The following is a 23,063-nucleotide window of genomic DNA, read 5'->3' as shown; positions in this document are numbered from 1 at the left end:
ACTTATGGGGCTTATCCAAAGCCATCTTTGACGCATTGCCGCGGCGCCGACAAGATGGATCCAGGATCAGCCCTCTGCGCTAAGGAACGACAATGGATGTGATCGTGCTGGGCGGCGGCCTGATGGGGACAGCTTCCGCCTATTTCCTGGCCAGGCGCGGCGCCCGCGTGACGCTGGTCGAGCGCAACCGGATCGGCGGTGGAGCAACCGTCGCCTCCTTCGGCAACATCCGGCGCACGGGGCGTCATCTGCCGCAGCTTCCGCTGGCCCACCGCTCGCTCCGGCTGTGGGGCGAGGCCGAAAAAATGCTGGGGCGCGATGTGGAATTCCGCGCCACCGGTCACGTGCGGCTGATCTTCGACGAAGGCGGTCTCGCCGACATGCGCAGCTATGCCGAGGCGGCGCGTCCCTGGGGACTCGAGCTGGAGCAGCTCAGCCCGCGCGAGATCCGCGCGCGTTTTCCCGGCCTCGGTCCCGACGCGATCGCGGCGTCGTTCTCTCCGCATGACGGCAGCGGCAATCCGCGGCTGATCGCGCCGGCCTTCGCCGAGGCCGCCCGCAAGCTGGGCGCGAAAATCATCGACGAAGCTCGGGTCGAAAAGATCGAGCGGACCGACTCCGGTTTCCTTGTCGCCAGTTCAAAAGGCGGTTTCGCCGCCGAAGGCCTGCTCAACACCGCCGGCGCCTGGGGCGCGCGCGTCGCTGCGCTGTTCGGCGAAGAGGTCCCGCTCGATGCCCGCGGCCCGCAAATGGGTGTGACCGAGCCACTGCCGCACCGGATCCTGCCGGTGGTCGGCATCTGGACGCGCGACAAGGACTATGGCGCCTATCTGCGTCAGGTCGAGCGCGGCAACATCGTCTTCGGCGGCGCGGCCGAAAGAGTGTCGGTGGACCTCGATCCAGGCCATGCGGCCGCCGACCCCATGCGCCTGCCGACGCAATTGCGGGCCGTCGCGCGGCTGCTGCCGGCGATCGCGCAAGTCGCGGTCATCCGCACCTGGTCGGGCTGCGAAGGCTATGTCCGCGACATGCTGCCGGTCATGGGAGGCTCGTCGACGACGCCGGGCCTGTTCCACGCCTTCGGCTTCAGCGGGCACGGCTTCCAGCTCGGTCCGGGTGTCGGCGACGCCATGGCCGAGCTCATTACCACCGGCGACTGCGAAACGGCCCTCGACGATTTTAGGATAGATCGCTTCAATCGCGGAGCCTGACGAGGCGAGTCGATCCCCTGGGCTCAGGCGTCCTTTGACGCGGAAGAAGGGAGCTTTCCATCTGTCCGAATGACGGCTTGTTGGGTGAGCAGAAAGGTCGCTTTCGGATGGCTCAGACTGGAGTTCGCCCCCAGCAAACCGCGGCCGCGGATTGGAACGCGTGGGCGCTGCGCGACAAGCGATTCATAAGTGTCGTTGTACGAGACATTCCCCGATCGGCGATTCTTATCCCATGCTTTGCTCAGCCCTATCGGCTTAATGTCGAACGCAGGATGCCGCGCAGAACATGGCGCGCTTCTACGGACTTTCCATCGAAACGACATTGTTTTGCGGCGCTTCGGCCAAAGGATGACGACCGAACCTAGACAGTAAGGAGCTTGCGTACATCGGGCCTGTCCAGATCCTCGGCAGGGCCGGTATGCACGATCTGGCCGCGGTCCATGATGTTGACCTCGTCGGCAAGCTCGCGGCAGAAATCCAGATACTGCTCGACCAGAAGCACCGCGATCCCCGCCTGGTCGCGCAGATAGCGGATGGCGCGGCCGATGTCTTTGATGATTGATGGCTGGATGCCTTCGGTCGGCTCGTCGAGCACGAGCAGCTTCGGCCGCATCACCAGCGCGCGGCCTATGGCGAGCTGCTGCTGCTGGCCGCCGGACAAGTCGCCGGCGCGGCGGCCGAGCGTCTGCTTCAACCCTGGAAACAGCTCGAAGACATGAGCTGGAACGTTGCGGTCGGCGCGCTTCAGCGGTGCGAACCCCGATTCCAGATTTTCGCGCACCGTGAGTAGGGGAAAGATTTCCCTGCCCTGCGGCACGAATGCGATGCCCGACCGGGCGCGGTCATACGCCGCGCTCCGCTCGAGCGCTTTCCCCTCGAAGGCAACACTTCCGCTCGTCAGCCTATGATGGCCGACGATGGATCTCATCAGACTGGTCTTGCCGACGCCGTTGCGGCCGAGTACGCAGGTGATCTTGCCCGCGCCCGCTTTCAGCGAAACGCCGCGCAGCGCCTGGGCGGCACCGTAATGGAGGGTGGCGTTGGAGACTTCGAGCATGGTCAGCCCCTTCTCCAGCACCTGAGGAAGGAAAGGTCGAAACGATGCAACGAGACCCGCCAGATCATGCTCAGCGCCCCAGATAGACTTCGACGACGCGTTCGTCGGCCGAAACGAAATCGAGCGTGCCTTCCGACAGCACCGAGCCCTCGTGCAGGCAGGTGACCTTGACGCCGAGCTCGCGCACGAAATGCATGTCGTGCTCGACGACGACCACCGAATGGTCGCGGGCGATGTCCTTGAGCAGGCGCGCCGTCTCCTCGGTCTCCGCGTCGGTCATGCCGGCGACCGGCTCGTCGACGAGGAGCAGCTTCGGGTCTTGCGCCAGCAGCATGCCGATCTCCAGCCACTGCTTCTGGCCATGGCTGAGATTGGCGGCGACCTCCCCGCATTTGTCGCCGAGGCGGATGATGCCGAGGATGTCGTCGATGCGCCTGGCCCCGGTCGGCGAGCCGCGATGGAAGAGCGCTGGAAAGATCGAGCGCGGCCCCTTCAGCGCCAGCATCAGATTGTCCTCGACGCTGTGGCTCTCGAAGACGGTCGGCTTTTGGAACTTGCGGCCGATGCCCATCATGGCGATCTCGGCTTCGTCATGCCGGGTGAGATCGACCCGACCGTCGAAGAATACCTCGCCCTCGTCCGGCCGCGTCTTGCCGGTGACAATATCCATCATCGTCGTCTTGCCGGCGCCGTTGGGTCCGATGATGGCGCGCATCTCGCCCTTGTCGAGCACCAGCGACAGGTTGTTGATGGCGCGAAAGCCGTCGAAGGAGACCGAGACGCCGTCCAGATAGAGGATGGTGTTCGACTTGCTCATGGTCGCTTACTCCGCCGGCTGCGGTTCGGGGCCGTTGGCCGACCACGCGCCCGGCGTTCTCGCCGCCGAGCGCTCGATCTTCGGCTGCGCTTCCGGCGGGTCGATGCCGGCTTTCGCGGCGAGCGAGGCCGCGCGCAGCGCCCTGGCCTTGCCGCGCCAGCTATCCCACATGCCGACCACGCCCTTGGGCAGGAACAGCGTTACGGCGACGAACAACCCGCCAAGCGCGAATAGCCAGAATTCAGGCAGCACGCCGGTGAACCAGGATTTGCCGGCATTGACCAGGAGCGCGCCGATAATCGGGCCGACGATGGTGCCGCGCCCGCCGACGGCGGTCCAGATCACCACTTCGATCGAATTGGCGGGCTCGAACTCGCCGGGATTAATGATGCCGACCTGCGGCACGTAGAGCGCGCCGGCGATGCCGGCCATGACGGCCGAGACGCTGAAGGCGAAGAGCTTTACATTCTCGGCCCGCCAGCCGAGGAAGCGGGTGCGGCTTTCGGCGTCGCGCACCGCCATCAGCAGCTTGCCGTATTTGGAGCGCACGATCGCCGCGATGACCAAGACGGCGAGCGCCAGCGTCACGGCGCTTGCCGAAAACAGCGCCGAGCGCGTCGCGTCGGCCTGGATGTTGAAGCCGAGGATGTCCTTGAAATCGGTCAGGCCGTTATTGCCTCCGAAACCCATGTCGTTGCGGAAGAAGGCAAGCAGCAGCGCATAGGTCATCGCCTGGGTGATGATCGAGAGATAGACGCCGGTGACGCGGCTGCGGAAGGCGAACCAGCCGAATACGAAGGCAAGCAGGCCCGGCACGGCCAGCACCATCAGCACCGCGAACCAGAAATGGTCGAAGCCGTGCCAGAACCAGGGCAGTTCCTTGTAGTTCAGGAACACCATGAAGTCCGGCAGGATGGGATTGCCATAGACGCCGCGCGAGCCGATCTGACGCATCAGATACATGCCCATCGCATAGCCGCCGAGCCCGAAGAAGGCGCCGTGGCCGAGCGAAAGGATGCCGCAATAGCCCCAGACCAGATCGAGCGCGAGCGCCAGCAGCGCGTAGCAGAGATATTTCCCGACCAAAGAGACGATGTAAGGCGGAATGTAGAAAGCGCTTTGAGGCGACACCGCGAGGTTTAGCAGCGGCACGATGGCGGCCGCTGCCAGCAGGACGAGGATGGCGATCGCGATGCGCCGGTCGGCGCCGAAGAAGCGCTGCGTGATCATGCTTCCACCGCCCTGCCCTTCAGCGCGAACAGGCCGCGCGGCCGCTTCTGGATGAACAGGATGATCAGTACCAGCACGACGATCTTGCCAAGCACCGCGCCGGCGTACGGCTCGAGGAACTTGTTGACGATGCCGAGCGAGAAGGCGCCGACCAGCGTGCCCCAGAGATTGCCGACGCCACCGAAGACCACGACCATGAAACTGTCGATAATGTAGCCGCGGCCGAGATTGGGCGAGACGTTGTCGATCTGGCTGAGCGCCACGCCGGCGATCCCGGCGATACCTGAGCCGAGCGCGAAAGTCAGCGCGTCGACCCAAGGCGTCCTGATGCCCATGGATGCGGCCATGCGCCGATTGGCGGTGACGGCACGCATCTGCAGGCCCCAGGGCGTTCGCTTCATGACGTAGAGCAGCACACCGAACACCAGCAGCGCGAACACCAGTATCCACAGCCGGTTCCAGGTGATGGCCAATTGACCGATGTCGAACGATCCCGACATCCAGGACGGATTGCCGACCTCCTGGTTCGTCGGGCCGAAGACGGTGCGCACCGACTGCTGCAGGATCAGCGAGACGCCCCATGTGGCAAGAAGCGTCTCCAGCGGCCGGCCGTAGAGGAAGCGGATGACGCCGCGCTCGATGACGAGGCCGACCAGCGCCGAGACCAGGAAGGCGAGCGGCAGCGCGATGACCAGCGACCAGTCGAAGAGGCTCGGAAACGACGTGCGGATCACCTGCTGGACGACGAAGGTGGTGTAGGCGCCGAGCATCACCATCTCGCCATGCGCCATGTTGATGACGCCCATGACGCCAAAGGTGATGGCGAGACCGATAGCGCCGAGCAGCAGCACCGATCCGAGTGATATGCCGTACCAGATGTTCTGGCCGGCATCCCACAATGCCAGCGTCGAATTGATATGGCCGATCGCGGCGGTTGCCAAGTTCTTGACCGCTCCCTGCGCGCCAGCCTCAACGGAGGTCAGCAGGGAAAGCGCATCGCGGTCGCCGCGCGCCGCGATGGCCGAGATGGCGGCGAGCTTGTCGGCTTCCGGCTTGTCGGAAACCAGAACCGACGCCGCGCGCGCCTGCACGAACATCGTCTTGACGGCTGGGTCGGTCTCAGCAGCGATCGCGGCATCGAGCGGTTCGATATTCGCCGCGTCGGGCGTCTTGAACATGGTCGCGGCGGCGGCAAGGCGCACGCTCGCGTCCTTGGCGCGCAGCGTCAGCGTCCCCAGCGCGTCGCGTATGGCGCGGCGAAGACCGTTGTTGACCTTGATCTTGGTGAGATCGGCCTTGGCGGCATCGGCGGACTTGTCGCCGCTGAAAGGATCGAGCAGTTCGACACCGCTCGCCGCGTCCTTGCCGATGAAGACCTGCGAATCGGCTTTGCGAATATAGAGGTTGCCGTCGGCTAGCGCCGACAGCGGCCTTTCGACGGCCGGATCGCCGCTGGCCGCGAGCTCGCGCATGATGGCTTCCGTGGCCGAGAAATTAGTCGCTGTAGCGAACTTGGCTATTGCCGCGCGAAGATCGGCCTCGCCTGCCTTCGAGGGCAGCAGGCTTGCCAGCGTCAGCAGCAGCGTCAAGCCAATCGCGCGCAACAGGATCATCAGCTTCAGCGGATCTCGAACGTTTGAGATTTCTGCCCGGGCGGGACGCGAAGGCCCGCCCGGGCCGCGGTCTCGGATCGCGGGGCCACGCGGCGATCCGACAGACCTGGGAGGATCAGTTGGTGCCCTTGCCGCCGCACTTGCCGGTGGCGACGTTGAAGTTGCCGCAACTGAGCGGCGCGCGCCAATCGGAGATCAGGTTCTTGGAATCGGGCAGGTAGTCGGACCATTCGTCGCCCATCACAAGGCCGGGCGTTTGCGAGACGGTCTCGAACTGGCCGTCGGCCTGGATCTCGCCGATGAGCACCGGCTTCGTGATATGATGGTTCGGCATCATCGTCGAATAGCCACCGGTCAGGTTCGGCACCGAGACGCCGACCATGGCGTCGATGACCTTGTCCGGATCGGTAGTACCGGCCTTCTCGACTGCCTTCACCCACATGTTGAAGCCGATATAGTGGGCTTCCATAGGGTCGTTGGTCGTGCGCTTGTCGTTCTTTATGAACTTGTGCCAGTCGTCGATGAACTTCTTGTTCTCGGGCGTGTCGACGCTCTCGAAATAGTTCCAGGCGGCGAGGTGGCCGACCAGCGGTCCGGTGTCGAGACCGGCCAGTTCTTCCTCGCCGACTGAGAAGGCCATGACTGGAATGTCCTCGGCCTTGATGCCCTGGTTGCCCAGTTCCTTGTAGAACGGCACGTTGGCGTCGCCGTTGACGGTCGAGATCACGGCCGTCTTCTTGCCGGCCGAGCCGAACTTCTTGATCGCCGAGACTTCGGTCTGCCAGTCGGAGAAGCCGAACGGCGTGTAGTTGACCATGATGTCCTCGGCCGGCACGCCCTTCGACTTCAGATAGGCTTCGAGGATCTTGTTGGTGGTGCGCGGGTAGACATAGTCGGTGCCTTCGAGCACCCAGCGCTTCACCGAGCCGCCATCGGCGCTCATCAGGTAGTCGACGGCCGGAATGGCCTGCTGGTTGGGGGCAGCACCCGTGTAAAAGACGTTGCGCTCGCTTTCCTCGCCCTCATACTGGACGGGGTAGAACAGGATGTTGTCGAGCTCCGAGAACACCGGCAACACCGATTTGCGCGACACCGAGGTCCAGCAGCCGAAGACCGCCGCGACCTTGTCCTTGGAGATCAGCTCGCGCGCCTTTTCGGCGAAGAGCGGCCAGTTGGAGGCCGGATCGACGACAACCGCCTCGAGCTTCTTGCCGAGCAGGCCGCCCTTAGCGTTCTGCTCCTCGATCAGCATCAGCATGACGTCCTTCAGCGTCGTCTCCGAAATCGCCATGGTCCCCGAGAGCGAATGGAGGATGCCGACCTTGATCGTGTCGTCGGCCGCTCTGGCGGGAGCCGATATCGACAGGCCGGCAGCGATCACGCCGGCCGAAAACAATTTTGTTATTGTCGAGAAATTGCCCCTCATATTGCACACTCCCAAGCTGGTTGTTTTGCATTGCAACATTGCGGTGCAAGCGACGTGCCAAACCTGACAGTCCAAAGTGCCGGGCAAAAAAATCGATCAGTTACAGTTGGTTATAATTTCAACTCAAGTTTTCAAGGCCGCTTCCGCTTCAACGCGTTGTCAAATTTTGGGCTTCTGCCTCTATTTTCATCGCAATTTTCTATTGCGTGTTTTTTAAATCGCCGTTTGCCTTCTGCCGACCCCCGTAGTCGCACGGCGAGAGATGTTGGGAATTGAAATCTTTGCGCCGCGGGCGGCTAACAAGTGAGGGACCCGGTCCCTCTCGGCGGCGGGCTTTTCCTATCTGGAGCAAATTGTAGACCGCTCGATTGGTGTCGTCGGTGACGCGAACCCATTGGGTCTCGTCTCGCCGGTCCTGTACGTGGCGGCCGGTCACCCATTCAGCGGCTTCTTTAGGTGAGGTGGTCCTCGCGTAGGCAATACTGCATCCGTCCCCGACATCGTTTTAACGGTGTAGCTGGGCAATAAAGCGCCGCCAATGCATTGAAAGAGCCCGACGGTGTGAGGGACGGCTCTTTGTCGGGTCTCCTCTGATCAGCCCGTTCCAATCGGGCCCGATATGCCATCCCGACGCAACAGCGCCGCCCAGCTACCGAACTTCGACAAGGGGCGAAGGTCCCAGGAGTTGTTCACCGGCGGCTTTGTCGAGTGCCGCCGCTCGACAGGCGCGCGACTGGTGAACGAAATAGGGCCCCCTGACGCGTTTTCTGCACCCACTAAGGCTCACGCGCGGCCTAGCCGGCTTCTGTGGCAAATGGCAATGGTTCCAACATCGCCCTGCCCCGATTTCACATGCCCTTCGCTTCGGCATAGCGCAGACCAGCCGTCAGCGTCTCTGGCGATAGCGCGTGAATTTCTCCTCGAGCGCCACGACTGCTTCGTCCTTGCTTCGTTCAGTGCCCACCGACATGCGCGCGCCGGCCGCCGAACATTGGTCATGACGGTTCAGAACAACGTCCCGGCACTGGGCCCATCCGCCGCCAAGGATCCGACGCTATCGGAGCCGAGGAACGTCGGGGAGAATCGCAGGGACTCGGACTGCAAAGACGAGTGTCGCTGACTCGCCCCGGGTAACTCCGGCGGCTGTGCAATCGACTTTCCTTCGCGGCCGCCTAGCAGTTCGCGTCAGTCTGCGGATCGCACGCCTTGTTTTTCTGGCCCCGTGGCTTGGGCTTGGCCGCCTGCTCGGGCTCGGCCTGCTGCTGCTCGGCGGGCTGCTCCTTCGCCTTCGGCTTCTGAGGCTTGGCCGCCTGCTCGGGCTCGGCCTGCTGCTGCTCGGCGGCGGGCTGCTCCTTCGCCTTCCGTTTCTCAGGCTTGGCCGTCTGTTCCGGCTCGGCCTGCTGCTCGGCGGCGGGCTGCTTCTTGGCCTTCCGTTTCTCAGGCTTGGCAGCCTGTTCCGGCTCGGCCTGCTGCTCGGCGGCGGGCTGCTTCTCGGCCTTCGGTTTCTCAGGCTTGGTAGCCTGTTCCGGCTCGGTCTGCTGCTGCTCGGCGGCGGGCTGCGTCTTGGCCTTCGGCTTCTCGGGCTTGGCCGCCTGTTCCGGCTCGGCCTCCTGTTCGGCGGCGGGCTGCTTCTTGCCCTTCGGCTTCTCAGGCTTGGCGGCCTGTTCCGGCTCGGCCTGCTGCTGCTCGGCGGCGGGTTGCTCAGGCTTGGCGGTCTCTTCCGGCTCCGCCCCATCGGCCCTTGCGCCTTCGGTCGGCTTCGATTTACGGCCAGCCTGAACCTGCTTCACCTGCTCGATGTCCTTTAGCTTAGCTGGTTTTGCCTTGGGGTCGGCTTTCACCTCACCTTCGAAGACCGCGACCGTGTCATTTTCCAATTTGCCGGACTGCTCGGGCGCGTCGGTCTTGCTGACCTTGACGGCAGTCACATTCTGGTCCGTCTCCTTTTCGATCACATCAACATCAATGACTTTGTTGACCACCACATTGTTCTGGATGGTCACGTCGCCGGCCGGCTGGGCCGCCTCGACAATCCGCACAAACTCGGACCTATCACGGATAACAGCGACAGAAACGTCGGCAGCAAGGAATTCGCGGCTAGGGACCACAACCCAGTAATAATCCGGCGTCGTGTCGAAGGTTACCTCGATTGAAATCAAGTCCGGATCACGGCGCGGCGGCAGCGGAGCCCAAATGATGTGCTCCCTGTCACGACGCCAAGTCACCCATGCTGGCGCCCAGCGAGTGCCCGGAACCCAGTACCAGCCGATATCGTCGGCATAGCCCCACCGGCCGTAATGGTACGTCGCCCAGCCGAATGGCTCGTCGGATACCCAGAGCCAGCCATACTCCTCTGTATAGACCCAATGGCCCAAGGTATACGGGCGCCAATCGTCAGGTACATCAACTGGCACGAAAACGGTCGCTCCATGATACGAGACCCAATCGCCATGGGACGACAGGTCTTCGTAGAATGTGCTGATCGAAACCTCGGTGGCGGCCCTTGCCTGCGACACTAGCGAGAATGGTGCAATCGGGTTGGGGATATCAACGACCATAAGCAGACAGGCGGTTACGCCGCCCAGCATCAGCCGTACCGCATTTTGGGCAAGGACGCGTTTCATCCCAGTCTTCCTCCGAAACAGATGCGCCCTTCATCTTGAAAACTCACCGGCAATCGGATTGTTCCGCCTTGCTCCCGCCAGGGCTCGTGGACCTTGCAAATGGTAGCTATGGCGAGCCATTGAACGTAATCGCCTGATGGCCGAACTTCGCGGAAGCGTAAAGTACCGTCATCAGGTTTTGAGGGCTGATTTGCAGAATTTACCTTTAGTTTTCAGCTGCTTGGCGTGGAAAAAGGTACGGTCAGAAGCCCTCTGTGACGTGACGGTACTGTCAAAAATCATCGTGGCAATGTGGGTGAGGTCCGGCAACCGGTACGGCAGCTCCAAACGACGCACACCGATAACCGGCGAAAAATTGCCGGCCAAAACCATCTTTTATCTCAGTGATTTAGATCGAACTCTAGCGCAATTTCAGCGATGTTCGGATGGGCCTGAATCATTCCCACTCGATGGTGCCCGGGGGCTTCGACGTAACGTCGTAAACGACGCGATTGATGCCTTTCACCTCGTTGATGATGCGGGTGGCGGCGGCGCCCAGGAAGTTCATGTCGTAGTGGTAGAAATCGGCCGTCATGCCGTCGACCGATGTGACAGCGCGCAGCGCGCAGACGAATTCGTAGGTGCGGCCGTCGCCCATTACGCCGACGGTCTGCACCGGCAAGAGCACGGCGAAGGCCTGCCAGATGGCATCGTAGAGGCCTGCCTTGCGGATCTCGTCGAGGTAGATGGCGTCGGCCTCGCGCAGGATCTCCAGCTTCTCGCGGGTGATGCCGCCCGGGCAGCGTATGGCAAGGCCAGGACCCGGGAACGGATGGCGGCCGATGAAGCTTTCGGGCAGGCCGAGCTCTCGGCCCAGCGCCCTCACCTCGTCCTTGAACAACTCGCGCAGCGGCTCGACCAGCTTCATGTTCATGCGCTCGGGCAGGCCGCCGACATTGTGATGCGACTTGATCGTCACCGACGGGCCGCCGGAGAAGGAGACGCTTTCGATGACGTCGGGATAGAGCGTGCCCTGCGCCAGGAAGTCGGCGCCGCCAAGTTTCTTGGCCTCTTCCTCGAACACCTCGATGAACAGGCGGCCGATGGTCTTGCGCTTCTTTTCCGGATCGCTCTCGCCTTCCAGCGCCGAAATGAAGCGGTCGGAAGCGTCGACCAGGATCAGCGGCAGGTTGTAATGCTGGCGGAACATCTCCACCACGCTTTTCGCCTCGTCCTTCCGCATCAGGCCGTGGTCGACGAGGATGCAGGTCAACTGATCGCCGACCGCCTCGTGGATCAGGAGCGCAGCGACCGAGGAATCGACGCCGCCTGATAGCGCGCAGATCACCTTGCCCTTGCCGACCTGCTTGCGGATCGCCTCGACCGCCTGCTCGCGATAGGCAGCCATGGTCCAGCCCGTGCTGAGGCCGGCGATATGGTGGACAAAGTTGCTCAGCAGCTTCGCGCCGTCCGGGGTATGGACGACCTCGGGATGGAACTGCACCGCGTAAAACTTCCGTGCCTCGTCGGCAATCGCTGCGAAGGGCGCGCCGGTGGAGGTGCCGACGATCTTGAATCCTTCCGGAATGGCGGTGACGCGGTCGCCGTGGCTCATCCAGACCTGATGACGCGTGCCCCTGGCCCAGACACCCTCGAACAGCGCGCAGTCGTCCTCGATCTCCAGGAAGGCCCGGCCGAACTCGCGGTGATGGCCGGCCTCGACCTTGCCGCCGAGCTGAGCGCACATCGTCTGCTCGCCATAGCAGATGCCGAGCACCGGAATGCCGGACGAAAAGACCTCGTCGGGCGCGCGGGGCGAGCCGATGTCGACGGTCGAGTGCGGGCTGCCCGATAGAATGACGGCCTTCGGCCGGATGCGGCGGAAGCCCTCTGCGGCTGACTGGAACGGAACGATCTCGCAATAGACCCCGGCCTCGCGCACGCGCCGCGCGATCAGCTGCGTGACCTGGCTGCCGAAGTCGATGATGAGAACGGTGTCGGGATGTGTCGTCATGGCGAGCCTTTAAAGAAAGAACCGATTCGGCGCAATGGTGGCGCGCTGCGGCGTTCGGTCCTTGCCAGAGCGCTAAAGCGCGTCGCGTCGAACGGGCCCAGGCGACCAGCTTCAAGTTTTATCTTGATACATGTCGTGCTCCCAAAACCGCTGCGCACTTTTGGGCAACATGCATTTAAGTAAGGCCGACCGCGCCGGACGCAATCGCCTGCTCGAGCAGACCTATCGCCGCCGCCAGCTTCTCGTCGATGACGTGCAGATACTCGGTCCAGTCGCCGACATGTCTGAGATCGGCCGCGCCGTCGGAAATACCGCGCAGGCCGATCAGCGGCACGCCGAACAGCTGGCAGGCGCGCAGGCAGGCGAAGGTCTCCATGTCGACCATGTCGGCGTCGATCGCGTCATAGGCGGCGCCGGTGACGATGGCGCCTCCGGTCGACAGCGTCGCGGTCCTGATGCCGGGAATGACGAAGGGCAGCGGCACCGTCACCGGCAGGTCGAGGAACGGGGTCGCGCCCTTCGCGAAGCCGAGCGGCGAAGCGTCGATGTCGCGGTAACTCACCGACACGGCCTGGTAGATTTCGGTCTGTTCGAGCGTTCGGCTTCCCGCGGAGCCTAGCGACACGACGAGATCCGGCAGCGCATTCTCGGCCTTCAACGTGGCGAGCTCGGCGCCGAGGCGCACGGCGGCCTCGACCGGGCCGACGCCGGTCATCAGCGGCGTGAACCGCTTTTTGAGATGCGGACCGTATTCGGCCTCGGCCGCCATGACGAAGAGGACGGATTTTTCCCCTAACCGCGCAACGCTGGCCATGGATCACCCCTCGATGCCGTCGCGGCCAACCACCGTCATCATTGTGCCGGTCATGGTGGCGATCAGCTTGGCCTCGCCATCGGCGGCGAAAGCATAGGCCTGGCCGTCGGCAACAATGATGGTGCGGCCTGGCTTGGTCACCGAGCCGCGGAACAGGAAGCGCTCGCCCTTCCCCGGTGCGAGCAGGTTGACCTTGAATTCGATGGTCAGCACGCTGGAATTCTGCGGCATCAACGAGAAGGCGGCATAGCCGCAGGCCGAGTCCAGCGCGGTCGAGATGACGCCGGCATGCAAGAAGCCGTGCTGCTGGGTGAGCGAAGGGGCATAGGGCATCTCGATCTCGATGATGCCGGGCGTGACCAGCGTCAGCTCCGCGCCGATGGTGGCCATGGCCTTCTGGCGGGCAAAGGAAGTCCTGACGCGATCCTCATAGTCGGGAGCGGGTACGATCTGGGCTGCCATGGCCTTCGCCTCATTTTTGCTGGCGAAGCTTATTGCAGAGGCAGGCAGGACAGGCAATCTCTTATGTTGCAGCGCAGCAAATGCCGGCTGCCCTCATGCGGCCCTGCGCAGGGCGTGGAAATAGAACCCGTCAGTGCCACTGAGCGCCGGCGACAGCGAGATGCCACCGGCTTCGCCAATACGCGCAGCGCTCTCGTGGCCGGGGAAACGGCCGTCCCAGAGCTGGCGGTGGTCGACCGGCGCGAAGTCGCCGTGGCGCTCGCGGAAGGCTGCGACCTGCTCGCCGTTTTCGGCATCGAACACCGAGCAGGTGATGTAGACGAGCAGCCCGCCGGGCTTCACGAAAGCCTGCGCCATGTCGAGGATCGCCTGCTGCTCACCTTTGCGGGCATCGAGCTGTCTGTCCGTCAGCCGCCACTTGGCGTCCGGGCGCCGCCGCCAGGTGCCGCTGCCGGTGCAGGGCGCATCGATCAGCACGAGGTCCATATGACCGGTGAGCGGCGCGAGTTCCGCGGGCTTGCTGACGACCTGGATGTTGCGGCTGTGCGCGCGGCGGATGCGCTCGAAGATCGGCGCCAGCCGCACCTTTTCCGCATCATGGGCGAAGACCTGGCCGCGATTGTCCATCTCTGCCGAAAGCGCCAGCGTCTTGCCCCCGGCGCCCGCGCAATAGTCGAGCACCTGCATGCCTGGCTCGGCGCCGGCGAGCGCTGCTGCAAGCTGCGAGCCCTCGTCCTGCACCTCGAACCAGCCTTTCTGGAAGGCGGGCTCGGCCTGGACGTTCGGATGCCTGCCGTCGCCATTGATCGGCGGGATGCGAATGCCGTGCGGCGCGATTGCGGCAGCTGCTGCACCGGTGCCCTGGAGTTCCGTCAGCACCTTACCGCGGTCTGCCTGCAGCGCATTGACCCTGAGATCCAGCGGCGGGCGCATCGCGAGAGCCGCGCCCTCTTCGACCCAGGCATCGCCAAAGGCGTGTTCGAGGAGCGGCGCGCACCAGTCCGGAACATCGGCCCGCACGGCATCCGGCGCATCGGCGAGCCTGCCGGAGGCTGCCGCTTTCAGTTCGGCGGCGCTGAGCAGCGGCGGCGCGAATTTGTCGCCGTCGAGAGCGTCATTCAGCGACCGCGCCGTCTGGCCCCATTCCAGCAGCAACGCGCCGAAGCCGATGGCGCGCGGCGTCTCCTCGCCGAAGAGCCAGCCGGCCGAGCGCTTGCGGCGCAGCGCGTCGTAGACGATGTTGCCGATCGCCGCGCGGTCGCCGCCACCGGCAAAGCGGTGCGACAAGCCCCAGTCGCGCAAGGCGTCGGCCACTGGCCGATGCCGCCGGCCGATGTCTTCAAGCACTTCGATGGCCGCCGCCAGCCTTCCGCCCAGTCTCATTCCTGCTTCCGTCTATCGTTGCTTCCAGCCCTGCTCTTAGAGCCTTTCCGGCTCCGATTGAAACACTTCTCTTGCGGTGAAGCCAAAACGACCTGTCCCATGCCATCGTCCATGCAACAGGCAGAAGGTTCTTTCGCGGCAGTCGGCGGTCAGCGGATAACAAGAAAAACGCCTCGCACATGAAACTTCTCTAATGTCTTGACTGGCGGATGCAAAGCAAGACCGCTGGCTTAACACTCAGCTTTCCAAGTTTTGCCGGCAGGAATACTCTTTCGCCTGTGATTCGCGACGCGGAAAACGCGTTTTGGCGGATCCCTATGAGGAGAGGGCAATGAAGACTTATCTGGCAGAAGTTCTAGGCACGTTTCTGTTGGTGTTTATAGGCACGGCCTCCGTGGTCACGGGCGGCTTCGGCGGCGCGCTGCCGCTCGGACAGGAAGGGATCGGCCTGGCGTTCGGCATCGGCCTGATCGCCGCGGCCTATGCGATCGGCCCGATCTCGGGCGCGCATCTCAATCCGGCGGTGACGCTCGGCGTGTTCCTTGCGGGGCGGATGCCGGCGAGGGAAGTGGTGTCTTACTGGATCGCGCAGATCATCGGCGCCATCATCGCTTCGCTGGCGCTGTGGATCATCGTCACCGGTCAGGCCGGCGGCCACACCGGGGGCTTCGGCGCAAATGGCTGGGACGAGGCGAAATGGGGCATCAGCTCGGCCTTCCTGTGGGAGCTGATCGGCACCTTCACCTTCGTCACCGTCATTCTGGCGTCACCAACGCCAACCACATGACGGCCTTTGCCGGCCTGGTGATAGGCCTAACGCTGGCAGGGCTCCACTTTGCCATGATCCCGGTGACGGGCACTTCGGTCAATCCGGCGCGCTCGATCGGCCCGGCGCTGTTTTCGGGCGGCGCGGCGCTCGGCCAGCTCTGGCTGTTCATCGTCGCGCCACTGATCGGCGGGGCGATCGCCGGCATCGTCGCCAAGACTGGCATCTTCGAAAAAGACTGATAGCTAATGCAAAAGGCGCGGGCATGAACCCGCGCCTTCTCTTTGGGAGGATGAGACCTTTCAGTTTCGCTCCGTGCGCTTTAGTTGCCTTTATCCCGAAACCGGTTCCCGCTCTCGGGAGACCTGCTTTACTTCGCGACCAGTTCGAAGCGGTCGAGATTCATCACCTTCGTCCACGCCTTCACGAAGTCCTTGACGAACTTCTGCTTGGCATCCGCCGAGCCGTAGACCTCGGCCAGCGCACGCAATTGCGAGTGCGAGCCGAAGATCAGGTCGGCGCGGGTGCCGGTCCACTTGACTTGCTTGGTCTTGCGGTCACGCGCCTCATAGACCTCATCCGAGTCTGGCTCGGAGCCGGCCGCCGGATCCCAGATGGTCGCCATGCTGAGCAGGTTGATGAAGAAGTCGTTGGTCAGCGTGCCCGGCCTGTCGGTGAACACGCCGTGCTTTGAGCCGCCATGATTGGCGCCGAGCACGCGCAGGCCGCCGACCAGCACCGTCATTTCCGGCGCCGTCAGCGTGAGGAGCTGCGCACGGTCGACCAGCATCGCTTCGACGGACATGGGCAGCCTGCCGCGGACATAGTTGCGGAAGCCGTCGGCCCTCGGCTCGAGTGCCGCGAAGGATTCGACATCGGTCTGCTCCTGCGAAGCGTCCATGCGGCCTGGCGTGAAGGGCACGTTCACCTCATTGCCGCCGTCCTTCGCGGCCTTCTCGATCGCGGCGGCGCCGCCGAGCACGATCAGGTCGGCGAGCGAGATCTTCTTCTCGCCAGCCTGCGCCGCGTTGAACTCCTGCTGGATGGCTTCGAGCTTCGCCAGCACCTTCGAAAGCTGGGCCGGCTGGTTGACTTCCCAGTCCTTCTGCGGGCTGAGACGGATGCGGCCGCCATTGGCGCCGCCGCGCTTGTCCGAGCCGCGGAAGGTCGAGGCCGAGGCCCAGGCAGTTGAGACCAGTTCAGGAATCGTGAGGCCGGAGGCCAGGATCTTCGCCTTCAGCGCGGCGATATCCTCTTCGCTGACCAGTTCGTGGTCGATCGCCGGAATCGGATCCTGCCAGATCAGCTCTTCCTTCGGCACGAGCGGGCCGAGATAACGAACCACCGGGCCCATGTCGCGATGGGTGAGCTTGAACCAGGCGCGGGCGAAAGCGTCGGCGAACTGGTCCGGGTACTGGTGGAAGCGACGCGAGATCTTCTCATAGGCCGGATCGAAGCGCAGCGCGAGATCGGTGGTGAGCATGGCCGGAGCATGACGCCTGGAGGGATTGTGCGCGTCCGGAACCGTGCCGGCGCCGGCGCCGCCCTTCGGCGTCCACTGATTGGCACCGGCCGGGCTCTTCGTCAGCTCCCATTCGAAGTTGAACAGGTTGTCGAAGAAATTGTTGCTCCATCTGGTCGGCGTCGTGGTCCAGGTGACTTCCAGGCCCGAGGTGATGGCGTCGCCGGCAATGCCGGTGGCATGTTTGCTCGACCAGCCGAGGCCCTGCGCTTCGATGCCGGCACCTTCCGGCTCCACGCCCACCAGCGAGGCATCGCCGGCGCCATGGGTCTTGCCGAAGGTGTGGCCGCCGGCGATCAGCGCCACGGTCTCTTCGTCGTTCATGGCCATACGGCGGAAGGTCTCGCGGATGTCGCGGGCCGCGGCGACCGGATCCGGCTTGCCGTTCGGGCCTTCCGGGTTCACGTAGATCAGGCCCATCTGAACGGCGCCGAGATGGCCCTGCAGTTCACGGTCGCCGGAATAGCGCTGGTCGTCCAGCCACTTCGTTTCGGAGCCCCAATCTACGTCCTGCTCCGGCTCCCACACGTCGGCACGGCCGCCGGCGAAGCCGAAGGTTTTGAAACCCATCGATTCCAGCGCGACGTTGCCGGCCAGGATCATCAGGTCGGCCCAGGAGATACTGCGGCCGTATTTCTGTTTGACCGGCCACAGCAGCCGGCGTGCCTTGTCGAGATTGGCATTGTCCGGCCAGCTGTTCAGCGGCGCGAACCGCTGCTGGCCGGCACCGGCGCCGCCACGCCCGTCGCCGATGCGATAGGTGCCGGCACTGTGCCAGGCCATGCGGATGAAGAGCGGTCCGTAATGGCCGAAATCGGCCGGCCACCAGTCCTGCGAGTCGGTCATCACATGGTGCAGGTCCTTGATCACGGCATCGAGATCGAGGCTCCGGAATTCCGTGGCATAGTCGAAATCCTCGCCCATCGGGTCCGAGAGGTTCGACTGCTGATGAAGAACGCCGAGGTCGAGCAGATTCGGCCACCAATCCCGATTGGTCCTGCCGGCGGATCCATGCGCCACGGGGCATTTGCCAGCGCTGTTGTCGTCGGTTTTCGCGTCCATCTTACTCTCCAGGGTTTTGATTTTTCCGAGATTGATTCTGCGCAGATTTCGGGGCCGGCCAGCGGCCGCGCCAATCTGGAATGATTCCAGCCTAGGCCGGCTTGGCGATAAAGACAAATTGCCTTTCCTGTTCGTTTTGATAAGCTTTCCTTATGATCGGCCTCACCGTGCGACAGATACTTTATTTCGACGCGCTGGCGCAGACGCTGCATTTCGGCCGCGCCGCGAAGCTTGCCGGCGTCAGCCAGCCGGCGCTCTCCGCCCAGATCGCCGAAATGGAAGAGCGGCTGAACTGTCTTCTGTTCGAGCGCGGCGGCAAGGCGGTGCGGATGACGGACGAAGCACTTGTGCTGCAGCCGCGCATCGAGCGCATTCTTGCCGATATACGTGACGTCGAGACAACCGCCCGGCGCGGCCGCCCTGCGATGGAAGGCCGCTTCCGGCTGGGCATCATTCCGACCGTAGCGCCCTATCTCCTGCCGTGGGTCCTGCCGGAACTAAAGAAGCATTTCCCGGGCCTGCAGCTCGAACTGCGCGAGGCGGTGACGGCATCGCTGGTCGAGGACAATGTCTCGGGCAAGCTCGACGCTTTCATCGCCGCGCTGCCGCTCGACCATCCGGGGCTTGTCACGGAAGAGCTCTTCCCGGACCGCTTCTTCCTTGCGGTGCCCGCCGGCGATCCGGCTTTCGCCTCGCCGCCCGTGCCGCCGGAAAGCCCGGCGCTGGAACGGCTGATGCTGCTCGAGGAAGGTCATTGCCTGCGCGAACAGGCTCTGGCCGTCTGCGGCAATGTTCGGCCGGTGGCGATGGCAAGCTATGGCGCCACCAGTCTCACCACGCTCTTGCAGATGGTGGCGCATGGGCTGGGCGTGACGCTGGTTCCGGAAATGGCGGCAAACGCCGCCGGCGTCATGCCGGACCTCAAGATCGTGCCGTTCCAGGAGCCGATGCCGCAGCGCATGATCTGCCTCGCATGGCGGCGCAACAAGGTGCGCCAGGACGAATGCGTGGAACTGGCAAAGATCATACGGGGATTGGATCATGCGGTGCTGGCGAGCTGACCCTGGTTTCTGAGCTTTGCCCAATCCCAGTTCTCAGCCAACGCCCCGTATCGGAAGCTTCTGCTGCTTACCGGAGCTAACGCTGCCCGCTTCGAAAATCCGATAGTGCGGGTCCCAACCTCGAGTTCTCTATCCCTCGTTCGATTGCAAGCCTTCACGGCACAAATATGAGAAATACGTAGGTAAAGAACACCACAATATGAACCATTCCGGTCAGGAATGTCGTTCTTTCGGTGCTGAAGCTTACGCTGCAAATGAAAAGCGCCAGGGCCAAAAGTACCGCATCAGCCGCCGGAAGCCCAAGGGTCAACCCTCGGCCTGTCAGCAGGCTGGCGGCCGCGACCGCCGGTATCGTCAGACCGATGGTGGCGCAGGCCGAACCCATCGCAACGTTGAGGCCGCGCTGCAGCTCATTGTTGAGCGAGGCGCGAACCGCCGAAATGGCCTCCGGCATCAAAACCAGCCCGGCGATCATCGCTCCCACGATACTGTCGGCCTGGGTCACCTGGTAGGCAACGAGCGTGTCCTCGACACCGGCGGCGACCTGCTCGGCCAGCATGACGATGCCGATCAGCCCGCTCACCAGCAGCAGAACGCCGACAGAAAGGCTTTCGTGAAGGGCAGTTCGCATCGAAACGTCGTGCGCCTGTTCCTGGACGAAGTCGTCCCGGTGCCGAACGGTCTGGGCGAACACGAAGCTTGCATAGAGCAGCACTGAAAGGACGCTCACAAAACCAAGCTGGCCCGCCGAAAACGTGCCTGGATCAGTCGTCTGGGTGTAGGTCGGCAGGACAAGCGTCATGACAGTCAGCGCGATCAGAACCGCGAGATACGCGCTGGTCCCTTGCCGAACGATTGCCTGCTTGCGATGACGCCAGCCGCCAAGCGTGAGACACGTACCGACGACGCCGGTAGAGATAATCATCACCGTCGAGAAGACGGACTCGCGCGCCAATGTCGGGTTGTTCTCTCCATGCAGCATCATGGAAACGATGATCGACACTTCGATTGCCGTCACGGCAAAGGTCAGCACCAACGTCCCGTACGGCTCCCCCACGCGCCGGGCCACTGCCTCGGCGTGGTCGAGCACCACGAAAATGGTGATGAACATGATCGCACTCGAAAGCGCTCCAACGACAATCCTGATGTTCAGCGAACCTTCGTCCACCGAAAGGCCGCTGGCTCTGACCGCGACAGCCGTCACCAGGGCGGCCAATGGCATCGTGTAGGAAGTCACCGACCGCGCGAAACCAGTCATTGAAGCCCCTGCGTTTCCGCGAATTTAGCGGAAAAGCCTGTGGGAAGCACCCCAGCCGACATCATTGCGAAGTGGACGGACCGATCGCCCGGCGTTCGACTTCTTCCGGGAAGCCGATCCGCTGCTGCCGAGGATGCTCGAGGAGTTGCGGCGCCGGCTGTTCCAGCGCACCGAAACCTCGAGATGCCGTGGTCTACGCCGTTTCCCGCCCCGGCAATGACCAACCTCAAAGCATCCGCGCCAGGACTTTACGCGTGCGTGACGTGCTCCCCCTTGCCGGTCTAGGGTGAGGCGGCTTTAGGAAACGATCGAACGGCTTCTGGCATCGACGGTGTCAATCGCCTTGCGAACCGCCGTGCAGAATTTTCGCAAAAGTTCCGGTTCGTTCCCCAGCCGCTGGCGCAGGGAGAATGGTATCTCCAGCTGCGCTCCTTTGCCGGTCAATCCGCGATTGACGATGTTCAAATCGCCGATGCCTGGAAAAATATGGTTGTCCTTTTTTGTATTGAAGCCGGCTTCCTGAAGACGTCCAACTAACTCTGTAATCAGCGCAGCATCCTTGCCGCCCAAATAGACTGTCAAGGGATCGTCCCGATCCTGGCGACCATGGATAGCAACGACAATCGACTTCGCCCGCACCAAGTCGAGCGCGGATTCCTCGTCAAAGTTATTTGACGTTATGTGCAACTCGCGATTGTTGTGCGGCATCAGTCCTTCAAAGCAATACAGATCCAGATCGCTCCCTGCCACCGTCTCGGCAATCAGGGAGGTGCGGGGCTCGATCTTCCCACCGTGCGGGGCGAGGACGATCGCATTGCCGGTTCGAGCGCCACGCCGCACGACGATGCGATAGTCCACGTTTTCGATTTTGGCGGCCTTCAGCGCCGCGAAATTTGGGAACTCGTTGTCCATAATCCCATCCAAACGCGTGGTCGGCAGTTGCGCTTCGAGCGCGTTTTGCGAAGGCTGAATATTTCCGGATCAATCCCGCCTCACGCCGTCTTCTGCGCCACCAGCCCCAGTTCCTCCACCATTGCCTCGCGCATCAGGAATTTCTGCGGCTTGCCGGTCACCGTCATCGGCAGCTCGGTGCGGAAGCGGATGTAGCGCGGCACCTTGTAATGCGCGATCTGGCCGCTGCAGAAGGCCTTGATCTCCTCAGCGGTGGCGATCTGGCCGGGCTTCAGCACGATCCAGGCGCAGATCTCCTCGCCATATTTGTCGTCGGGAATGCCGAAGACCTGCACTTCCTTGATCTTGGGGTGGCGGTAGAGGAATTCCTCGACCTCGCGCGGATAGACGTTCTCGCCGCCGCGGATGACCATGTCCTTCACCCGGCCGACAATGTTGCAGTAGCCCTCCGCGTCGATCGTCGCGAGGTCGCCGGTGTGCATCCAGCCGTCCGCGTCGATCGCCTCGCGGGTCTTTTCCGCGTCGTCCCAATAGCCCTTCATCACCGAATAGCCGCGCGTGCAGAGCTCGCCCGGCTCGCCGACCGGGACGGTGGCGCCATCGGCGCCGATCGCCTTGACCTCGACATGCGGATGGATGCGGCCGACCGTGGAGACGCGTTTTTCCAGCGGGTCGTCGACGCTGCTCTGGAAAGAAACCGGACTGGTCTCGGTCATGCCATAGGCAATGGTCACTTGCGCCATATGCATCAGCGACACCACCTTCTTCATCACCTCTATCGGGCATGGCGAGCCGGCCATGATGCCGGTGCGCAGGCTGGAGAGGTCGAAGCTAGAGAAATCGGCATGATCGAGCATGGCGACGAACATGGTCGGCACGCCGTAAAGGCCGGTGCAACGTTCCTGCGCGATGGCTCTGAGCGTCGCGCCCGCGTCAAAACCTTCGCCCGGGAAGACCATCGTGGCGCCTTTTGTGACGCAGCCCATCGTGCCCATCGACATGCCGAAGCAATGATAGAGCGGCACAGGGATGCAGAGCCGGTCGTCGACGGTGAGCTCGATCGCCGAGGTGACGAAGCTGCCGTTGTTGACGATGTTCGAATGGGTGAGGGTCGCGCCCTTCGGCGCGCCCGTCGTTCCGCTGGTGAACTGAATGTTGATGGCGTCGCCGGGCTTCAGGCTTTCGGAGATGCGATCGAGGCTGTCATGCTCGTCGCGTCCGGCCATTGCGAGCACATCGCCGAAATTGAACATGCCGGGCGAGTTGTCCTCGCCCATGCGGATGACGATCTTCAGCGATGGCAGCTTCTCTGCCTCGAGCTTGCCGGGCTCGGCCTTGGCGATCTCCGGCGCCAGCGTCTCGATCATGCCGAGATAGTCGGAGGTCTTGAAGCTGACCGCCGTGACCAGCGCCTTGCAACCGACCTTGTTGAGCGCATATTCCAGCTCGCTGAGCCGGTAGGCCGGGTTGATGTTGACCAGGATCAGGCCGATGCGCGCGGTGGCGAACTGCGTCACCAGCCATTCCCAGCGGTTGGGCGACCAGATGCCGACGCGATCGCCCTTCTCCAGGCCGAGCGCCAGGAAGCCGGCGGCCAGCGCGTCGACCGCATCCGACAGCTCGCTCCAGGTGAAGCGCTTGTCTTGGCCGACGAAGACGGCGGCATCGAGCGTGGCGTATCTGCTCACCGTATCGGAGAACAGTTCCGGAATGGTTTTGTCGAGCAACGGCGTCGAACGGTCGCCCGAGACATGCGCCCTGCCGTCCATCGGAGCAATGAAGGTGCCATGCGTTCCGCGCCCGCGCAGATTGGTGGCGTTCATGAGCTCGTCGAGTTTGATCGCCATCGCCG

General features: G+C 63.2%; 17 protein-coding genes and 1 pseudogene. 3 read left to right on the top strand and 15 right to left on the bottom strand.

Annotated elements, in window-relative coordinates:
• The first annotated feature begins 92 nt into the window (after positions 1–92).
• The gene (locus A9K66_RS20340; RefSeq protein ID WP_067327421.1) at positions 93–1,211 is read left to right on the top strand and encodes an FAD-binding oxidoreductase; all 1,119 of its coding nucleotides are present in this window, start codon (positions 93–95) and stop codon (positions 1,209–1,211) included.
• Positions 1,212–1,572: 361 nt separating this feature from the next.
• Here the strand turns inward: A9K66_RS20340 and urtE are convergent, their stop codons facing one another.
• The 11 genes from urtE to A9K66_RS20285 form a co-directional block, all read right to left on the bottom strand.
• Positions 1,573–2,268: an urea ABC transporter ATP-binding subunit UrtE gene (urtE, locus tag A9K66_RS20335; RefSeq protein WP_067327999.1), complete on the bottom strand. Its 696-nt coding sequence runs from the start codon at positions 2,266–2,268 to the stop codon at positions 1,573–1,575.
• Between the two features lie 70 nt (positions 2,269–2,338).
• On the bottom strand, positions 2,339–3,085 hold the full coding sequence (gene urtD / locus A9K66_RS20330; RefSeq protein ID WP_067327417.1) for an urea ABC transporter ATP-binding protein UrtD: 747 nt from the start codon (positions 3,083–3,085) through the stop codon (positions 2,339–2,341).
• Positions 3,086–3,091: 6 nt separating this feature from the next.
• Positions 3,092–4,315 (bottom strand): urea ABC transporter permease subunit UrtC, encoded by a 1,224-nt coding sequence (gene urtC / locus A9K66_RS20325; RefSeq protein ID WP_067327414.1) that lies wholly within the window; start codon positions 4,313–4,315, stop codon positions 3,092–3,094.
• Entirely contained in the window at positions 4,312–5,928 is a 1,617-nt protein-coding gene (urtB, locus tag A9K66_RS20320) for an urea ABC transporter permease subunit UrtB (RefSeq protein ID WP_067327411.1), read from the bottom strand. Before urtB ends, urtC begins: the two co-directional genes overlap by 4 nt.
• A gap of 115 nt (positions 5,929–6,043) precedes the next feature.
• Positions 6,044–7,354, bottom strand: a complete 1,311-nt coding sequence (gene urtA, locus A9K66_RS20315) for an urea ABC transporter substrate-binding protein (RefSeq protein ID WP_067327408.1) — start codon at positions 7,352–7,354, stop codon at positions 6,044–6,046.
• Between the two features lie 1,172 nt (positions 7,355–8,526).
• Positions 8,527–9,978: a DUF6600 domain-containing protein gene (locus A9K66_RS20310; RefSeq protein WP_067327405.1), complete on the bottom strand. Its 1,452-nt coding sequence runs from the start codon at positions 9,976–9,978 to the stop codon at positions 8,527–8,529.
• Positions 9,979–10,149: 171 nt separating this feature from the next.
• On the bottom strand, positions 10,150–10,350 hold the full coding sequence (locus tag A9K66_RS20305) for a hypothetical protein (protein ID WP_067327402.1): 201 nt from the start codon (positions 10,348–10,350) through the stop codon (positions 10,150–10,152).
• 64 nt (positions 10,351–10,414) lie between these two features.
• Positions 10,415–11,971 (bottom strand): glutamine-hydrolyzing GMP synthase, encoded by a 1,557-nt coding sequence (gene guaA, locus A9K66_RS20300; protein WP_067327399.1) that lies wholly within the window; start codon positions 11,969–11,971, stop codon positions 10,415–10,417.
• Between the two features lie 175 nt (positions 11,972–12,146).
• Positions 12,147–12,785: a 5'-methylthioadenosine/S-adenosylhomocysteine nucleosidase gene (locus A9K66_RS20295; protein ID WP_067327396.1), complete on the bottom strand. Its 639-nt coding sequence runs from the start codon at positions 12,783–12,785 to the stop codon at positions 12,147–12,149.
• Positions 12,786–12,788: 3 nt separating this feature from the next.
• Positions 12,789–13,247, bottom strand: coding sequence for a PaaI family thioesterase (locus A9K66_RS20290; protein WP_067327998.1), 459 nt, complete (start codon positions 13,245–13,247; stop codon positions 12,789–12,791).
• A gap of 93 nt (positions 13,248–13,340) precedes the next feature.
• A complete protein-coding gene (locus tag A9K66_RS20285; RefSeq protein ID WP_067327394.1) occupies positions 13,341–14,630 on the bottom strand; it encodes an RsmB/NOP family class I SAM-dependent RNA methyltransferase in 1,290 nt (429 codons plus the stop codon).
• Between the two features lie 331 nt (positions 14,631–14,961).
• Here A9K66_RS20285 and A9K66_RS20280 point away from each other — a divergent pair.
• Positions 14,962–15,638 (top strand): annotated as a pseudogene (locus A9K66_RS20280) (aquaporin).
• A gap of 128 nt (positions 15,639–15,766) precedes the next feature.
• Here the strand turns inward: A9K66_RS20280 and katG are convergent.
• The gene (katG, locus tag A9K66_RS20275; RefSeq protein ID WP_067327391.1) at positions 15,767–17,980 is read right to left on the bottom strand and encodes a catalase/peroxidase HPI; all 2,214 of its coding nucleotides are present in this window, start codon (positions 17,978–17,980) and stop codon (positions 15,767–15,769) included.
• Between the two features lie 152 nt (positions 17,981–18,132).
• Here katG and A9K66_RS20270 point away from each other — a divergent pair, with 152 nt between their 5' ends.
• Positions 18,133–19,041, top strand: a complete 909-nt coding sequence (locus A9K66_RS20270; RefSeq protein WP_067327387.1) for a hydrogen peroxide-inducible genes activator — start codon at positions 18,133–18,135, stop codon at positions 19,039–19,041.
• A 154-nt stretch (positions 19,042–19,195) separates the two neighbouring features.
• Here A9K66_RS20270 and A9K66_RS20265 read toward each other — a convergent pair whose 3' ends face one another.
• From A9K66_RS20265 to A9K66_RS20255, 3 genes are all read right to left on the bottom strand, one after another.
• Entirely contained in the window at positions 19,196–20,299 is a 1,104-nt protein-coding gene (locus A9K66_RS20265; protein ID WP_067327384.1) for a calcium:proton antiporter, read from the bottom strand.
• A gap of 297 nt (positions 20,300–20,596) precedes the next feature.
• The gene (locus tag A9K66_RS20260) at positions 20,597–21,211 is read right to left on the bottom strand and encodes a poly-gamma-glutamate hydrolase family protein (RefSeq protein WP_067327382.1); all 615 of its coding nucleotides are present in this window, start codon (positions 21,209–21,211) and stop codon (positions 20,597–20,599) included.
• Positions 21,212–21,291: 80 nt separating this feature from the next.
• Positions 21,292–23,058, bottom strand: coding sequence for an AMP-binding protein (locus A9K66_RS20255; RefSeq protein ID WP_067327380.1), 1,767 nt, complete (start codon positions 23,056–23,058; stop codon positions 21,292–21,294).
• Positions 23,059–23,063 lie beyond the last annotated feature (5 nt).

The organism is Mesorhizobium sp. AA23, from assembly GCF_001672435.1.
Taxonomy (GTDB): domain Bacteria; phylum Pseudomonadota; class Alphaproteobacteria; order Rhizobiales; family Rhizobiaceae; genus Mesorhizobium.
This window is presented reverse-complemented; position numbering and strand designations above follow the sequence as displayed.

Coding starts and splice junctions, on each gene's coding strand:
- A9K66_RS20340 (WP_067327421.1), top strand. CDS start 93: ATGGATGTGATCGTGCTGGGCGGCGGCCTGATGGGGACAGCTTCCGCC.
- urtE (WP_067327999.1), bottom strand. CDS start 2,268: ATGCTCGAAGTCTCCAACGCCACCCTCCATTACGGTGCCGCCCAGGCG.
- urtD (WP_067327417.1), bottom strand. CDS start 3,085: ATGAGCAAGTCGAACACCATCCTCTATCTGGACGGCGTCTCGGTCTCC.
- urtC (WP_067327414.1), bottom strand. CDS start 4,315: ATGATCACGCAGCGCTTCTTCGGCGCCGACCGGCGCATCGCGATCGCC.
- urtB (WP_067327411.1), bottom strand. CDS start 5,928: ATGATCCTGTTGCGCGCGATTGGCTTGACGCTGCTGCTGACGCTGGCA.
- urtA (WP_067327408.1), bottom strand. CDS start 7,354: ATGAGGGGCAATTTCTCGACAATAACAAAATTGTTTTCGGCCGGCGTG.
- A9K66_RS20310 (WP_067327405.1), bottom strand. CDS start 9,978: ATGAAACGCGTCCTTGCCCAAAATGCGGTACGGCTGATGCTGGGCGGC.
- A9K66_RS20305 (WP_067327402.1), bottom strand. CDS start 10,350: ATGGTTTTGGCCGGCAATTTTTCGCCGGTTATCGGTGTGCGTCGTTTG.
- guaA (WP_067327399.1), bottom strand. CDS start 11,971: ATGACGACACATCCCGACACCGTTCTCATCATCGACTTCGGCAGCCAG.
- A9K66_RS20295 (WP_067327396.1), bottom strand. CDS start 12,785: ATGGCCAGCGTTGCGCGGTTAGGGGAAAAATCCGTCCTCTTCGTCATG.
- A9K66_RS20290 (WP_067327998.1), bottom strand. CDS start 13,247: ATGGCAGCCCAGATCGTACCCGCTCCCGACTATGAGGATCGCGTCAGG.
- A9K66_RS20285 (WP_067327394.1), bottom strand. CDS start 14,630: ATGAGACTGGGCGGAAGGCTGGCGGCGGCCATCGAAGTGCTTGAAGAC.
- katG (WP_067327391.1), bottom strand. CDS start 17,980: ATGGACGCGAAAACCGACGACAACAGCGCTGGCAAATGCCCCGTGGCG.
- A9K66_RS20270 (WP_067327387.1), top strand. CDS start 18,133: ATGATCGGCCTCACCGTGCGACAGATACTTTATTTCGACGCGCTGGCG.
- A9K66_RS20265 (WP_067327384.1), bottom strand. CDS start 20,299: ATGACTGGTTTCGCGCGGTCGGTGACTTCCTACACGATGCCATTGGCC.
- A9K66_RS20260 (WP_067327382.1), bottom strand. CDS start 21,211: ATGGACAACGAGTTCCCAAATTTCGCGGCGCTGAAGGCCGCCAAAATC.
- A9K66_RS20255 (WP_067327380.1), bottom strand. CDS start 23,058: ATGGCGATCAAACTCGACGAGCTCATGAACGCCACCAATCTGCGCGGG.